This window comes from Acinetobacter sp. P1332, from assembly GCF_044057475.1.
GTDB lineage: Bacteria > Pseudomonadota > Gammaproteobacteria > Pseudomonadales > Moraxellaceae > Acinetobacter > Acinetobacter johnsonii.
Genome location: NZ_CP171157.1, coordinates 749,504 through 765,951 on the forward strand (window position 1 = coordinate 749,504; position 16,448 = coordinate 765,951).

Genomic DNA, 16,448 nt, shown 5'->3' on the forward strand with positions numbered 1-16,448 from the left:
ACATTATCGCGCTTTATCTCGGTGCTGTTCAATGGCCAAAATGTGAATCGTGCTAAATTTAGTCGAGCATTTCTCTTTGAAATTCATCGCTCTGTAATGTTTTGCCAGCACGAGTACATAGGCAAATACAGTCAATGAAGTGTTTTGCATCACGTGGTAATTGAGCTTGGCCTGAAAAATAAGCCTGAACTTGAGCGAAAACATGGTCTTTGAAGCGGTTGCCGTCACCACCTTCACCAGTCAGATTGTCTAAGGAAACACGGAACTTCCGACCAAAAGCTGTGGCAAATAACCATTCAATGGCTTGTGGTTTAATTTCAACCTGTTCAAATAAAGCTTGTTGCTCAGCCGTACGACCATCGGGTGCATACCAGTAGCCTAAGTCTGGGAGTAGACGGCGTTTATCTCCTGCAATGCTCCAATGGCTGATTTCATGTAAGGCACTATTAAAAAAACCATGGGCAAATTGGATGCGTGCAGGGGTGCTGTCAATCGCGGGAAAATATTCAGGTTCAAAGTCACCTTTAACCAAGTTGACATTCAGGTGGGAAAACCAACGATTAAAGTGTAAGATGAGCCAATCAACTTGTTCTGCTTCTGTACACAAATTCTCCCACGTCGAGAGTTGCACTTGGCGGTTTGAAATGTCAGAATCGACAGTTGAAATTGTGCTCACAAGTGATGAAATACTCACTTCTGTTTGCGGCTGCAACAGATGCATGACTTAAGTTACCCAAATGGTCTGTCTAAATAAGTACAAAATTGTATCTTAATCTTTGACAGAGTACTGATGAATTTGTAGAATTGCCGCCTTAATTATGTCAGCAAATACCTTTCCGGCACAGATTGAGCCGTTTAAATGGGCCGAACAAGGCTTTACATGGTCAGGAACACTGCCATTGTCTCGCTTTGCTCGTATAGCCCGTGAAGCTGTTGGATCAATTGATGATCAATTGATTAACATAGACTGTAAGCTATCAATGGATGCGTATCATCGTATTGTATGGCTAGATGGTCACGTTGAAACGAACGTTCCAATGGAATGCCAGCGCTGTTTAGGCACGGTAAACATTGAACTCGTTTCAGATTTTCATCTAGCTCTAGTGGATGATGAGTCACTGATAGAGCGCTTGGATGAGGATGCTGATTTCATCGTCTTAGGTGAAAGTGAAGCAACGACGAAAGGTAGCTATGATGCGCCTGCGACGGCTGATTTACTGTCTCTGATAGAAGATGAATTGTTATTGTTGATGCCTTTGTCTGCTAAGCATGACGCTTGTGAACATAAGCACCAACCTGCCGTTGAAGAACTTGTTGAAGAAAAGCGGGATAATCCGTTTGATGTTTTGGCAAGTTTGAAGGGTAAACTTAACTAATTTTTGTGTTATACTCTTCCGTATAAGACAACTGAATTTGTTCTGATCCATATTTTTCGATTTGTAAGGAGCCATCATGGCCGTTCAGCAAAACCGTAAAAGTCGCTCTCGCCGTGACATGCGCCGTTCACATGACGCTTTAACCGAGAATGCATTAACTGTAGACCAAGCTACTGGCGAGACTCACCGTCGTCACCACGTATCTAAAGATGGTATCTACCGTGGTCGTCAATTATTCGCTAAAGCATCTGCTGAATAATTGTCGAAGCATTAAGCTTAAAGCTTAGTCGAAAAAAGGGGAGCGTAAAGCTCCCTTTTTTTGTTGTCGAATTTTTATCGCTGCTGTTTTTGTTGTATTTGGCAATTACATCGACCTAAATTAAGTGTTAAATTTTCGCTCCATAAACGAGAGCAAAGACAAGAAAGGACTTTTTTATGTCTGCGAAACAACTTGATCAAGTCGCTCAGGCAACAAAAACAGCTTTTGTATTTCCCGGTCAGGGTTCACAAAAGGTTGGCATGTTGGCTGAATTGGCAGAACAATTTGCCAGTGTTGAAGCAACATTTGCAGAAGCCTCTAAAGCGGTTGGATTCGATTTGTGGCACATTGCACAATCTGGTGAAGGTTTAGACCAAACTGAATTTACCCAACCGGTATTGTTAACTGCCAGCATTGCTTTGTGGCGTGTATGGTTAGAACTTGGTGGTGTTGCACCAAAGTATTTGGCGGGACACTCACTTGGTGAATACAGTGCGTTGGTTGCAGCAGGAAGTCTAAGCTTAGGCGATGCAGTCAAGCTGGTAAACTTGCGTGGCAAGTTAATGCAAAGTGCTGTACCTCAAGGTAAGGGTGCAATGGCAGCAATCTTAGGTTTAGATGATGCGCAAGTTGTTGCTTTATGCCAACAAGTTTCGAGTCAAGCTGAAGGTTCAGTTGAAGCGGCTAACTACAATGCTCAGGGTCAAGTGGTGATTGCTGGTGAAAAAGCAGCAGTTGAAGCAGTCATGGCTTTAGCCAAAGAAAACAGCGGCAAAGCGATTGCATTACCAGTTTCTGTTCCATCGCATTGTTCATTGATGAAGCCTGCTGCAGAACAGTTCGCGCAAGCTTTGGAACAAACTGCCATTGAGCTGCCTAGCATACCTGTAATACAAAATGTGGGCGCGGAAATTGCTACAGATGTAGCACAAGTCCGCCAAGCACTTACAGCTCAGTTATATGAGTCTGTACAGTGGACCAAAACAATGCAGTTTATTCAGGATCAAGGGATCCAATATGTTGCAGAGTGTGGTCCAGGCAATGTTTTGGCAAACTTGGCAAAACGTCTACCTAATATTGAAAAAGCATTTCCACTCGATAGTAAATCACGCTTGGAAGATGCACTAAATGCCATTTTAGTGGCTGAAGGAAAAATTGCATGACACAGGAACGCAAAATTGCACTCGTGACAGGTGCAAGTCGAGGGATTGGTGCTGCCATCGCTCAGCAACTTATTCAAGACGGTTATTTTGTTGTGGGTACTGCGACATCTGAGCCAGGTGCAGAAAAACTTGCTGTAAGCTTCGGTGAACACGGTGCAGGTAAAGTGCTTGATGTTCGTGATGGTGCTGCCATTGATGCGCTTGTCACTGACATTGAACAAAACTATGGCCCTGTGTTGGTTTTGGTGAACAATGCTGGGATTACCAAAGATAATTTGTTACTACGTATGTCAGAAGATGACTGGGATGACATTTTAAATATCCATTTAAAAGCAGTTTACCGTTTGTCGAAACGCGTTTTAAAAGGTATGACCAAAGCGCGTTTTGGGCGAATTATTAATATTAGTTCTGTGGTTGCACATTTTGCTAACCCAGGTCAGGCCAACTATTCAGCAGCGAAAGCTGGTATTGAAGCATTTAGCCGTAGCCTTGCAAAAGAAATGGGTAGCCGTCAAATCACTGTAAACTCAGTGGCGCCTGGTTTTATTGCAACAGAAATGACTGAGCAATTAAGCGAAGATATCCGTAAAAAAATGAGCGATCAAGTGGCCTTGAACCGTTTAGGTGATCCACAAGATATTGCAAATGCGGTGAGCTTCTTGGCATCAGACAAAGCAAATTACATTACTGGTACGGTAATGCATGTAAATGGTGGTCTATACATGAGCTAATTGGCTGATGGATAAACTTTCAAAATTTTAAAGATTCAATTAAACTAACGGCATTAAAAACGCCACAAGCAATGAGGAGAATTCCTGTGAGCGATATCGAACAACGCATCAAGCAAGCAGTTGCAGAACAACTTGGTCTTAAGGCTGAAGAAATCAAAAACGAAGCATCTTTCATGGATGACTTAGGTGCTGACTCTTTAGACCTTGTTGAGCTTGTTATGTCTTTCGAAAACGACTTTGACATCACAATCCCAGATGAAGATTCTAACGAAATCACAACTGTACAATCTGCGATTGACTACGTTTCTAAGAAACTAGGTTAATACATATTGTTTCAGCTTTGCTGAATGGAAAAGCCACCCACTTGGGTGGCTTTTTTATGCCTTTCAAAAACGCAAAGCGCCTAACTCATCTTTAAAATCTGCTATTTACTGGGGTAACTTACAAAGCTTTACCTTAAGAGGACTATTCGCTACCAAATCTGTTGTCTTTTTTGGGTATAAAAAAGGGTGTCTCATTTTTGAGCATTCAATATAACAACACTGATATAACAAGATGGAGCATAAACATGGGTCTTTTTGATTTTGTTAAAGGCATTGGTAAGAAAAATACAGCAGCAGCCGAGCCTCAAGCTGCACCAAGCACACCAGCAGAGCCATCTGCTCAAGAAATTGCCAACAAGTTATTGGGTCATATCAAAGCATTGGGCTTACCTGTGACGGGACTTTCAGTTAGCTATAACTCCACCACGGATTTGGCGACAGTGAAAGGGCAAGTTCAGACTCAAGCCGATAAAGAAAAGATTGTTTTAGCCGTCGGTAATATTGACCATGTGGCACAAGTCGATGATCAACTCACTGTGGCTAGCCCTGAACCTGAAAGTAAGTTCTACACAGTTAAATCGGGCGATAATCTATCAAAAATTTCCAAAGCATTTTATGGTGATGCCAACCAGTACAATAAAATTTTTGAGGCCAACCGTCCGCTATTGAAAGATGCAGATGATATTTTCCCAGGCCAGGTCCTGCGTATTCCTGCTTAAATTAAAAGGCTAAAAAAGGCGCATGAAGCGCCTTTTTTATTTGAGAGTGGAATGTTGATCGAGTGCTTAGCGACTTGCTTTCACAACAGCATGCTGACTGAGCATACCTAAGGTAATTTTTTTTACCTCATCTCGACTTTGTTGAATGTGAGCACTGATCTTTTCAACGGCAAGCTCCATCTGTTGCTGTGCTATATAATTCAAAATGGCTTGATGTTCCGCATAGGTGGCTTCAATTCGATCCATTTTTGAAAAATCGAGGCGCCGAATAATGCGAATTTTTTCACTGACTTCTTGGTGAATTTTGATCATTTCTTGATTGCCAATGGCACGAACCAATGCACAGTGAAAATCTTCATCAATTTTCGCCATGGCTTTTAAGCTTGACAGATACTGCTCAGGTGCAACCATCCAAATTTTGTGTAGGTGTTTGATTTCCTTCGACGGCTGAGATGCACTGCTGCATAACTTTCGAATTGCATACTGCTCAATCATGATGCGTAGCTCATACAGCTCATCGTAGTATTGCAAGTTCAACGGACGGACAGTCCAGCCACTACGAAATGCCACCTCTACATAGCCTTCTTGTTGCAATCGATATAGCGCCTGCCGCGCAGGCGTGCGGCTGACCTGATAGTTCAAGGCGATTTCGGATTCGGTAAAACGTTCACCCGGCATCAATTTGAAATCAAAAATATCGTTTTTTATTTGCTGGTAAACAAGTTCAGACAAATTGTCTGAACTTGAACCTGCACGTGTCATATTGGGCATGTGTTATTCCATATAAACCAAAGGCTCACCGCTATGAACGGTTTGTCCAGCCCGACAAATAATGGCTTTGACAGTACCATCATCCGCAGCGTACACCGGTAATTCCATTTTCATGGCTTCAATAATAGCAATGGTTTCACCTTTTTTCACAATCTGACCTTGTTCCACTAATATTTTCCAAATATTACCGGTCATCGAAGCATGTAGCGCTGCATAGGCACTGTAGTCAGTCTCATCAGGTGCTTCTGCAACCAGATGTTCTTGATGATCAACGCTTTCTTTCCATAAGCCCACTTCAGCGCTAAAAGCGTGTTGTTGCTGTGCTTTAAACTCGGCAATGCTGTCTTTTTCATCTTCAAGTAGTTGTAAATACGCTGCATAGTCAAATTCAGTGTCTTCAATTTGAATTTGTGCTTGACCATTTTCAAAGTCGGCACGCCATTGCTCTAACTCTGACTCTGATACGGGGAAGTATTTGATTTGATCAAAGAAGTTTAAGAACCATTCTTTGTCACCAAACTGTTTGTTCTTTTTAAATTTATTCCAGTTGGGGAGGGTGCGTCCGACCAGTTGGTAGCCTCCCGGAGAGTCCATGCCGTAGATACACATATACATCCCGCCAATGCCCACGGTGCCTTCAGCGGTAAAGGTACGGGCAGGGTTGTATTTCGAGCTTAATAAGCGATGGCGTGGGTCAATCGGGACTGCACATGGGGCGGTGAGGTAAACATCGCCGAGGCCTAAAATGAGGTAATGGGCATTGAAAATAATTTCTTTGACTTGCTCACGACTGTCTAAACCATTGATGCGTTGAATAAAATCGACATTGTTCGGTAGCCAAGGCGCTTTGGCACAGACACTTTCTTGATAGCGTTCAACGGCACCTAAAGTTGCGCTGTCTTCAAATGCCATCGGCAGATGGATGATCCGTGACGGGATCTTAATTTGGCTTAAATCTCCCATTTGCTGTTCAAGTTTGAGTAGAAATTCGATCAATTGATGCTGTGGAAGCGTGAGTCCATCATATTTGATTTGCAGCGAGCGTACACCGGGGGACAGTTCCAATATGCCTTTAATATTGGCTGCGCGGATTAATTGTATCAATTGGTGAACGCGCAAGCGCAGGGCCAAGTCTAAAACGTTGTCACCGTACTCCAGTAAGATATAGCTGTCACCCGCTTGGCGGTATACCGTGCGTGGAGATACATCAGTTGCCTCTAAGCTGGCAAGAATTGCGGATGTTGGAATATCACCGCTTGGGGGCTCAGAATTAAGTGCTGCGTGGGCAAAGTTTTCGATCCGTTCAATTTGTTGTTGTTCTAAGGCATTGGCTTGTTCAACAGTTAAAGGATAAAAGCTGATTTTATCATCGGCTTTAAGCTGACCCACTTTCCAAAGTTCAGCTTTGGCAATAGTTACAGGGCAAACGAAGCCCCCCAGGCTTGGCCCATCTTTGGCGAGAATGACAGGAAAGTCGCCTGTGAAGTTAATTGCACCAATGGCATATTCACAGTCATGGACATTCGATGGGTGAAGTCCTGCCTCACCGCCATTTTCACGTGCCCAGCTTGGTGTTGGCCCTGACAGTCGGATGCCTAGACGGTTGGAGTTAAAGTGTACGGTCCATTCAGATGCAAAAAACTCTTCAATATATTCGGGTTTAAAGAAGTCAGGTGCACCATGTGGTCCATACAGCACCCCAATTTTCCACTCTTTGCCATAGCTTGGAATCAGTGCTGAAGATAGAGCCTGTGGTTCTTGCGGGGCTAAAGGTGTATCGCTATTTGGATGCGCTGTGTTGACGAGTTTGATCATGTCACCTGCACGAAGCACGCGTCCTGCATGCCCGCCAAAGTTACCTAAAGCAAAAGTCGAACGACTGCCCAAATATAGGGGGACATCGAGTCCATGACGAACGGCTAAATAGCTACGGCAACCAGATTCGACCTGTTCTAAGCTGAGTACTTGACCTGCGCGAATATGAATCGGCTGCCAAAAGGTCACGGGCTTGTCATCCAGTTGGGCAGGGCATGGCGCACCTGTCAGTGCAATCACACTGTCTTGGTGGAACTTGAGGCTTGGGCCTTGCAGGGTGAACTCGAAACCTGCTGCGCTAGCATCATTCCCTACAATTTGATTGGCCAATTGAAAAGCATAGTCATCCATAGGACCCGATGGTGGTACACCGATATCCCAATAGCCAACACGTCCCGGAAAGTCCTGAATTGAGCTTTGCGTGCCAGCTTGGAGTACTTCAATCACATTTGGTACGTAGTCAAAGTCATCTAGCAAGCGTGTCCAGATTTGCATTTGTGCAAAGCGTTCATCAGAGATCACGCTATGTGCATAGTCTAAATTGGTGCTGATGCCATTTAAACGAGTTTGAGAGAGCACACTTTTTAGTTGCTCAATGGCTTGTTCACGGGTATCCGCATGTACGATGATTTTGGCAATCATCGGGTCAAAATATTGCGAAATTTCTGTCCCTGTTGAAACCCATGTATCAACACGACAATTGTCTGGAAATGCAACTTCGGTCAGTACACCCGGGCTGGGTTGGAAGTTTTTAACTGGATCTTCTGCATAAATACGCACTTCAATCGCCGCACCTTGCGGTTGGATGTTGCTAAGTGCCGTCCAATCCAGTGCATCGCCCGCAGCAACTTTAAGCATGCATTCAATCAGGTCTAAACCCGTCACCATCTCAGTGACAGGATGTTCCACTTGTAGTCGGGTATTGACCTCAAGGAAGTAAAATTCATCGCGTGCAGCATCATAAATAAATTCGACCGTACCTGCGCTGCGGTAATTGACAGATTTGCCGAGTTCAACTGCTGCTTGGTGTAGTTTTTGACGTGTGGCTTCGGGCAGATGAGCAGCAGGGGTTTCTTCCACAACCTTTTGGTTACGACGTTGCAATGAACAGTCGCGTTCGCCTAATGCAACCACTTGACCTTGACCATCACCAAAAATCTGAACTTCGACATGACGCGCACGGTCAATAAAACGTTCTAAAAATACGCCCGAATCTTTAAAAAATTGTGCACCTAAACGTTTGACGCTTTCATAAGCTTCAACTAAGGCTTGTTCATTATCACAGCGGGTAAGACCAATGCCACCGCCGCCTGCGGTGCTTTTCAGCATGATGGGGTAACCAATCTCTGTAGCCGCAGAAATTGCCTCATCTAAGCTTTCAAGTAAGCCTGTACCCGGTGTCATAGGCACCTGTGCAGCGGCAGCTAGTTCACGTGCACGGTGTTTTAAACCAAACTCTAAAATTTGTGTCGCGGTTGGCCCCATAAAGGCAATATTATTTTTCTCACAAGCCTCTGCAAATTCAGCACTTTCTGATAAAAAGCCATAGCCGGGGAAAATAGCTTCAGCCCCCGTTTTTTGAGCGGCTTGAATCAATTTTTCAATGCTTAAATAAGTGTCGGATGGTTTTAAGCCGTCTAGAGCAATGGCAATGTCCGCGTCTTTGACATGTTGTGCGTAACGATCACTGTCTGAATATACCGCTACACTGGTCATCCCCAGTTTTTTTAAAGTGCGAATTGCACGTACGGCAATTTCGCCACGGTTTGCAATCAATACAGTTTTAAACATTTTATAATTCCTAAATTTGACTAAGCTTGTTCTACTTTTGAATTGTTACGGTGCTGGATATAGGTGCGCCAACCGCCAAAGTGACTGATGTTTTCGGCATCGTTTAAGCCATAAGGTTCACAAATGAAACCTTTCACCCATCGACCGTCTGCCAGTTCGACATTGCCCATGCCCAGTGGTGTCGGAATCTCTGCGACAAATTCGCCAAAGCGAGCGGTCGGTACATCCCACAGTTCAACAATGATCTGCTGACCGTGTTCATCGACTCGGGCTAGACCGGGTTTAGGCGGGATCGCGCCATTCAGGGCAAACAGGGCATAGTGCTCAGCGGTATGCGTGGTTTCCACAAGCACAGCATCACGGGTGAGCAATTGGAAGTTCAGCGGCATTCCAGTCAGGTGTGCCCCAACCACCGCAACACGGATATGATGTGGAGAGACTGAGTTCTGTAGCCTTGGAATGGGTGCATAGCGGTCTAAAGCCCCCAGCTTTAAGTTCAAATGCGTCTGCCAAAATTTTCCAAATTCAATCAGAGCTTGGTCATACCATGCAGGTGCAATTAGGCTGATGCCGAAAGGTAAACCGTCGGTGCGGAAACCCGCGGGCAGGGCGAGGGCACTTAAATCGGCGAGGTTGGTAAAATTGGTATAAGTCCCAAACTCAGAGTTCAGACTAATCGGTGACTGTTCCATTTCCGCAAGGGTATGAATGGTTGGGGAGGTGGGAACAATCAATGCATCAAATTGGGCCCAAGTGTCTTGAATTTTTCGGCTTAAGTCTTGCTTTAAGTACTCCGCGTTATAGGCATCAACTGCACTAAAATCATGACCTTTTTGAATGATTGCACGTACTGTCGGATCGAAAACCTCAGGCTGCTGCGCCAACAACTCAGCAACCGCGGCTGTACGTTCTGCCACCCATGAGCCTTGATAGAGTTGGGCTGCCAACTGTTCAAACGCTGAAAAATCAATTTCAGTAATTTCAGCCCCGAGAACTTTTAACTGTTCTACAGCCAGTTGGAAGGCATACTTAGCTTGGTCATCACCAAAGAATTCCAGTTTTTGGGGAATAGCAAAATGTGGTTTAGCCGAGAGTTTCGCAGGTGTAGTTTTGGGGTGCTGGCGTGAATAGCTATCTAACGCATCGTAATGTTCTACCGTTTGGGCAATGGTGTCGGCGTCTGTTACCGTTAATGCAAAAATCGAAATACAGTCCAAACTTTTACAGGCGGGGAGTAGCCCACGATTTGAAAAACGGCCTTTAGTCGGTTTTAGCCCAATAATATTGTTAAATGCAGCAGGAACACGGCCAGAGCCTGCAGTATCTGTTCCGAGTGCAAAGGGCACCAAGCCACGAGCTACAACACTGGCTGAACCAGAGCTAGAGCCACCACTGACATAGTCAGCGTTAAACGTGTTACTGACTGCACCAAAAGGAGAGCGTGTCCCGACAAGCCCCGTTGCGAACTGGTCTAAATTGGTTTTTCCCACGACAATGGCCCCTGCATTTTTAAGCAGGCGAATGGTTTCCGCATCTTGCGTAGCAACAGTTGTCAGGGCCTTGCATGCGGCCGTGGTGATAAATCCAGCAACATCGATGTTATCTTTCACTGCAAACGGAATGCCGTATAAAGGCAATTCTTTGCTGAGGTCTGTGGCTTGCTCTGCTTTTTGCTTTAAGGCTTCAATTTGTTGGGAAAGTATTTCTGTCGTAGCAATTGAAATCCATGCATGATCAGGTTGTGGTAATTGCGCTACATAGTCGATTAAATCTTCAAGATGAATATCTTGGTTGAGATAAGCGGTTTGCCATTCTTGAAGTGTCCAGCCAATGCATTTGTTCTGACTCATTTTTTGCATTCCAACTTGTATACATGATGGAATACAAAAAAGCAGAATCTATGCCAATCTAATCAATTTGATTTATCCTTGGTTATAATTGTTATAAATCAATTGGTTGAGACTGTAAATTTGGTTTAATTGAGTGGTTCTAAGTGTTTTTAGAGTTGCACCAAAATAAGTGCATAGGGGAGCTAATGGTGCTTTTTATGATCAAGCCTTGGGTAGTTTGACGTTAAACTATTTAAAAATAGGGTTTAAATCATATACGTTTTTTATGTGAATTAAAGCCAAAAGAATTGAGGTTAAAACATATTATAAAATAGGATGATTCAAATAAAATATACACACTCAGTTTTTAATTTTTATGTATAACTGAATGTATTTGAGCTATACCAAATCTGGAAAGTTGCAAGTTTTATTTAATTCGTGACCAATATAACCGTTGAAATTTGCAGAGATAATCAATAAATCATACGTATAACTTATAATATAAACTATTATTTTTATCATTTTTCATTCAGCTTTTCTCATCTTTCCTGTGTAATTAATTCTATGCCATATATTGATATACATAAGCTGGCTGGATCCTAATTCAAATACTAAGATGTAAATATCAAGGTCTTTTTTTCGAATAATAATTGATGTACTTAACTTACATTTATCCTGCATAAGATGATGATCTAAACTCTCTGTCGGTAGCAGGTCAATTGCTTCTATTTGTAAGCTATTGGCGTGAATAGCTTACTTTATCTATGTGGGAGAGGCCTATATTATCCTGATAAGCAACAGCTTCAAGAATTGCGGGTTATGTAGAAGGCTGTAATTGTTAACGGGTTAAACGAAGTTTGAGTAAATTGCAAACCAGTTTGAAGAAAATAAAATTTTAATACTTCTATGGCGGATAAAGGAATGAATTGGGTTAAGCTGAATATGACTGGGATAATATCAAAACTAGAAAAATAGAAACTTACAGATGGATCGGTCATTTATTGAAAAAAAGGTTCTGAAATTTAAAAATTTTATTAAAGTTACAAAAAATTAAAGAAATTTTTTGAGACTTTTGTACAATCAGCCACAACTTAAAATTTAATAATAACGATGCCCAATAATATTTATGCTGCAATAGAGCAACTTGGACTTTGTGCACAAAAACGTGCCATTCATATTCAGTTCAGCAATACTTCGCTCAACGAACAAGTATTCCTTCAGCGCATAGATGGAACACATGAACTGAATGCAGGTATAGAGTTACAGCTCCTTTGCTTATCTACCTCCGCTCATATTCCGTTAAAGCAATTTATTGGTAGTCAGGTGGCTGTCGATATTGTCACTGATAAATCAGAACTCAATCGTATTTCGGGCATCATCACCAAGGCCGATGTAGGAGCAAGCGATGGCGCTTTAACCATATACCGTTTAACCGTGGAAGACCCGACAGCTTTATGGAAGCATCGACGTAACTGTAGAGTTTTCATGGCGAAGTCTGTTGTTGAGGTGGTTCAAACTATTTTTGCCGAGTGGCAGCAACGTAGTCCCTTATTTGCTTCGAGTCTGACATTGGATAAAGGTGGTTTAAGCAAAGAATATGATGTGCGCCCATTCATTATGCAAGCGAATGAGTTGGACAGTGAATTTATTCAAAGGCTGCTCTCTTCAGAGGGGATTAACTGGCTTATTGATGAGTCTCAGCTCAAAGTGTCCAGTTCAAGTGAACCTATTCAGCCACAAAAACTTAGACTGATTGATGACAACGCCCAATATCAAAGTTTAGAGCGTCAGAATATTCGCTTCCATCGTAGCAGTGCTGTAGAAAGCAGTGATTCGATTACAAATTTTGTCGGGCAGCGTTCTATACAACCAACATCTGTTTATATTCAACGTTGGCAAGCAAATACTTTAGAAGTAGAAGAAGGTGCGGGTTCAGTTCAAAGCAAACATAGCCATAGTGATAATCAAGACAACGCCAGTCTAGGTTTAGAGCAGGCATGGCATTTCTCACCTGCATGGATACAAGACCTTAAAGGTGAAGATGGAACAACCAAATCAAGCAATGGTCAGATTGAAAAGTTTAATCAAAACCTTGGTCATTATTACGACTTACAAGCCAAGCAATTTATGGCTACCTCGACTGTACGAGATGCACAAGTGGGTTACTGGTTTGAACTCAACGAACACCCTGAAATTGATCAGCATAGTGGTTCAGACAAAGAATTCTTAATCACATCTAAAAAATTCTATAATCAGAATAATTTGCCTAAAGATTTGACCGATCAAATCACAGCTTTGCTGAAACAAACCAATTGGCAACAGGCTGAAATTACGACAAATAATAAAGAAGAACGCCAAACCAATCACCTCGTCTTACAACGACGTAATATCAGTATTGTTCCAGAGTACAATCCGCTGCGACAACGACCTATTGCATCACCACAACGCGCGAAAGTGGTTGGACCAAGTGGTGAAGAAATTCACGTGGATGAATGGGGGCGTATTAAAGTCCGTTTCTTGTTCACGCGTAGTGAAGACAATACTCACGATGGCGGTGCAGGTTCAAATGATAATGACACAGATTCTGCTTGGGTTGATGTGCTCACACCTTGGGCAGGTGAAGGTTATGGTGCACGCTTCTTACCGCGTATTGGTGAAATCGTGGTTATCGACTTCTTTGATGGCAATATCGACAGACCCTTTGTCGTGGGGCGCATCCATGAAGCACAACGTCTTCCAAGCAAATTTGACAATACAGGCAAACTGCCTGATACGAAAAAACTGGCAGGGATTCGATCAAAAGAGTACCAAGGAGAGGGCTTCGGGCAACTACGCTTTGATGACACGACGGGTCAGATCAGTACCCAACTACAAAGCAGTCATGGTGCGACACAACTGAATTTAGGGAATCTGAGTCATCCTAAAGAAACGGACACAAGTGATGGACGAGGTGAAGGTTTTGAACTGCGTACTGACCAGTGGGGGGCCGTCCGTGCTGGGCCAGGCTTACTTGTTTCCACGTATAAACAAGATCAAGCCAAAGGTGAGCATCTAGATGCTGAAATTGCCAAGAAACAACTAGAAGATAGTCAGACGAACAGTAAAGCTTTAAGTGATATTGCTAAAAATCAACAAACCGATCCATTAGAAATACTGGATAATCTAAAAGAGTTTATTGAACAAATTGAACAAGAAAGTGAGGCGAAGGCAAAAGCATTTAAACAAGCTTTAATGATATTGACCTCCCCCCATTCGATTGCTCTGACTACAAATGAAGATGTTCACCTTTCAGCAGATGGTCAAATTGGTCACAGTGCAGGGGACAGTATTAATTTTAGTACCCAAAAGAATTTACTTGCACATGCACAAAGTAAAATCAGTTTGTTTGCAGCACAGGACGGTGCGAAATTCTATGCAGGTCAAGGCAAAGTTGAAATACAGGCTCAAGCAGATGGGGCTGATTTGATAGCACGTAAAGGTGTTCAGATCATTTCAACTGAAGATGCTATTTACATTACCAGCCCTAAAGAAATTAAATTAATCGCTGATGGTTCGGAACTTAAGATTAATAGTTCTGGAGTCTTTGCAACAACTAGTGGAAAGTTTGAGGTTAAGGCGGGGCAGCATTTGTTTATGGGTGGGGCGAGTGTTTCACCTAATTTTCCAGCATTGCCAGCTCTAAATCTATTGCCTAAAGAGCTGGAGTTAAAATATGTCTATGATGATTTAAAGCCAGTAATCCAAGCACCTTATAAGTTAATATTTTCTGATGGTACCTCTCAGGAAGGAATACTTGATTCAAATGGCTATGCTAAGGTTCCTATTCCTGGAGATAAAACACAATCCAAAGTTTATTATGGATTTAGTCATGTAGAGGCAAAGCCTGATAAAGAAAAAGTAGCTAATCCTTTTAAAGATAGGAAAGTTATGAATGTCACAGAAGCAGAACAACTCATTGAACAATATAATCAACAAGAATTAGCAACCTTATTAGATGAATATTTTCCTGATGAGATTGAAGATATGATTAAAGGAGATGATATCGAATATGATGATCATATTAGTGATTATGAAGAACATTTAATTGCATCAGAAAATAATACAGAGGATGTACTGGAGGATGATGCAGAAGAAATTCTATTAAGCAGCGAGGATTCAACTTCTGGGTTAGGGCTAGGAGATAAACAATGAATACAGCTGTAGCAAGAACAACATCTCAAACAATGAGAGTTACCCAGAAAGGTGAGGAGTCGGCAGCTCAATGGATTAAAGGGGTACTTGATGGTAGTGGATCAAGCCCAGCACAGATTATTGTTGCTGTTGTGATTGGTTGTATTCCTTTTGTCGGTCAAGGGGTAGACGTTGGGAATGTCATTGTTTCTGTAGTGAAGATAGCTGAAAAACCAGAAGAGAAAGATAACTGGTTTGATTTGGTTTTTAATCTTGTGGCATTTATTCCTGTAGCTGGAGATGGGTTAAAAATTGTCTTTAAGCAATTACGTTCAGGTAAAGCGATGGGGGCTATTTTAGATGCGATTCCAAGTAAAACCATGCGAGGGAATGTTGATAAGTGGTTTAGGAATGTAAACTGGAATACTTATACCAAAGAGCTGCAAACGACCTGTAATAAGATTATTGATGGTTTAACTGATGTTTTTGATAGCTGGTTAACCAGAGCTGTATTGGGACAAGCCAGATTAAAAACTTTGGTTACTCAGTTGAAGCAAATGAAAAAAGTTGCCAATCAAAAAATTGATATGGTAATGAAAGAATTACAGGCTGCACATCAAAAAGCGTTAGGAACACCTTACCCTAATACTACAGCACGAGCTCCAGTTGTGACGACGAGAGCACCCTCAACACCAGCGGCAAAGACCCCTAGACAACCGAATCAACAACCTGCGCCTCACACACCGCCAAATGGTAGTGTACCTAAAAATACTGGTGGAAATGCGGCAAATGCTGGCACACAAAATAATTCAACCAAAAGAAAGCAAAGAAAGAGAAGACGACGTTCAAATCAAGAGTTAGGCTCTGGTGGTGAACATATAACGGATTACTACTATGTTAAACGCATGAAAAGTAGGACTAAAATCAATTTTAATGGTGTGCTTTATGAATATCATGATAAAGGTCACAACGGGATTGATCATGTATGGCATAGTGCAAGATTAGGGCATAAATACCGAGTAACCGACAGTAAGGCGACCAATGCTTTAAGTCATAGATCATTGATGACCCCCAAAGCTGCGATGATGGCTTTGAGAATGGGCTTAGATGTTTATATGGCTTCAGACGAAGACGATAAAGTAAAGCGTTCCGTAGGTACGACTGTGGGAGATGGCGTGCAAATGTCACATCTCTGGGTTTCTAGTAAAATCGAATCAGCAAGAATTATTCCTGCACATGATAGTTTAATTGAAGCTATTGAAGCTTGGAGACGAGTAGATTTTAAGCCATCAACAGAAAGAGTATTTAAAAATGGTAAAAGACAAACAATGGCTGTCCGTTGTCCTTATGATCGTAGTTTAGTAACTATTACTGGGGACAAATTTGATCATCATCAAAAATGTAAAGGACTTGATAAACCGAAGTGTACACGTACAGTGACAGCACATGGTATTAAATTGGAATTTGTTTTACCAAATGATATGTTGCCGGAGTAAGAAAG

The 16,448-nt window shown here is 42.4% G+C and carries 12 protein-coding genes; 8 read left to right on the forward strand and 4 right to left on the reverse strand.

From position 1 onward, the window contains the following. Positions 1 to 58 precede the first annotated feature (58 nt). On the reverse strand, positions 59 to 721 hold the full coding sequence (locus ACFN7Z_RS03625; RefSeq protein WP_010327368.1) for an elongation factor P hydroxylase: 663 nt from the start codon (positions 719 to 721) through the stop codon (positions 59 to 61). Positions 722 to 818: 97 nt separating this feature from the next. On the opposite strand from ACFN7Z_RS03625, the gene ACFN7Z_RS03630 reads away from it, so the two are divergent. From ACFN7Z_RS03630 to lysM, 6 genes are all read left to right on the forward strand, one after another. Next, positions 819 to 1,376: a DUF177 domain-containing protein gene (locus tag ACFN7Z_RS03630; protein WP_004982945.1), complete on the forward strand. Its 558-nt coding sequence runs from the start codon at positions 819 to 821 to the stop codon at positions 1,374 to 1,376. Between the two features lie 76 nt (positions 1,377 to 1,452). Next, positions 1,453 to 1,635 carry a 50S ribosomal protein L32 gene (gene rpmF / locus ACFN7Z_RS03635; RefSeq protein WP_004279227.1) on the forward strand — a complete coding sequence of 61 codons (183 nt, stop codon included), beginning with the start codon at positions 1,453 to 1,455 and terminating at the stop codon, positions 1,633 to 1,635. 176 nt (positions 1,636 to 1,811) lie between these two features. Beyond that, on the forward strand, positions 1,812 to 2,798 hold the full coding sequence (gene fabD / locus ACFN7Z_RS03640; RefSeq protein ID WP_010327367.1) for an ACP S-malonyltransferase: 987 nt from the start codon (positions 1,812 to 1,814) through the stop codon (positions 2,796 to 2,798). After that, positions 2,795 to 3,529: a 3-oxoacyl-ACP reductase FabG gene (gene fabG, locus ACFN7Z_RS03645; RefSeq protein WP_010327366.1), complete on the forward strand. Its 735-nt coding sequence runs from the start codon at positions 2,795 to 2,797 to the stop codon at positions 3,527 to 3,529. Before fabD ends, fabG begins: the two co-directional genes overlap by 4 nt. Before the next feature lie 86 nt (positions 3,530 to 3,615). Then, positions 3,616 to 3,852: an acyl carrier protein gene (acpP, locus tag ACFN7Z_RS03650; RefSeq protein WP_004695351.1), complete on the forward strand. Its 237-nt coding sequence runs from the start codon at positions 3,616 to 3,618 to the stop codon at positions 3,850 to 3,852. Between the two features lie 245 nt (positions 3,853 to 4,097). Next, on the forward strand, positions 4,098 to 4,571 hold the full coding sequence (lysM, locus tag ACFN7Z_RS03655; protein ID WP_004982938.1) for a peptidoglycan-binding protein LysM: 474 nt from the start codon (positions 4,098 to 4,100) through the stop codon (positions 4,569 to 4,571). Between the two features lie 66 nt (positions 4,572 to 4,637). Here lysM and ACFN7Z_RS03660 read toward each other — a convergent pair whose 3' ends face one another. Genes ACFN7Z_RS03660 through atzF form a run of 3 tightly spaced genes read right to left on the reverse strand, consistent with a single transcriptional unit; the run spans position 4,638 to position 10,798 of the window. After that, the gene (locus ACFN7Z_RS03660; protein ID WP_159151640.1) at positions 4,638 to 5,342 is read right to left on the reverse strand and encodes a GntR family transcriptional regulator; all 705 of its coding nucleotides are present in this window, start codon (positions 5,340 to 5,342) and stop codon (positions 4,638 to 4,640) included. A gap of 3 nt (positions 5,343 to 5,345) precedes the next feature. Continuing rightward, positions 5,346 to 8,948: an urea carboxylase gene (gene uca / locus ACFN7Z_RS03665; protein WP_395442584.1), complete on the reverse strand. Its 3,603-nt coding sequence runs from the start codon at positions 8,946 to 8,948 to the stop codon at positions 5,346 to 5,348. Between the two features lie 20 nt (positions 8,949 to 8,968). Continuing rightward, positions 8,969 to 10,798, reverse strand: a complete 1,830-nt coding sequence (gene atzF / locus ACFN7Z_RS03670; protein ID WP_159151642.1) for an allophanate hydrolase — start codon at positions 10,796 to 10,798, stop codon at positions 8,969 to 8,971. A 1,089-nt stretch (positions 10,799 to 11,887) separates the two neighbouring features. Here atzF and ACFN7Z_RS03675 point away from each other — a divergent pair. Together ACFN7Z_RS03675 and ACFN7Z_RS03680 are read left to right on the forward strand one after the other, a co-directional pair. Next, positions 11,888 to 14,968: a type VI secretion system Vgr family protein gene (locus ACFN7Z_RS03675; RefSeq protein ID WP_395442585.1), complete on the forward strand. Its 3,081-nt coding sequence runs from the start codon at positions 11,888 to 11,890 to the stop codon at positions 14,966 to 14,968. Beyond that, positions 14,965 to 16,443, forward strand: coding sequence for a hypothetical protein (locus tag ACFN7Z_RS03680; protein WP_005239026.1), 1,479 nt, complete (start codon positions 14,965 to 14,967; stop codon positions 16,441 to 16,443). The genes ACFN7Z_RS03675 and ACFN7Z_RS03680 overlap by 4 nt, the downstream gene beginning before the upstream one ends. Positions 16,444 to 16,448: the final 5 nt, after the last annotated feature.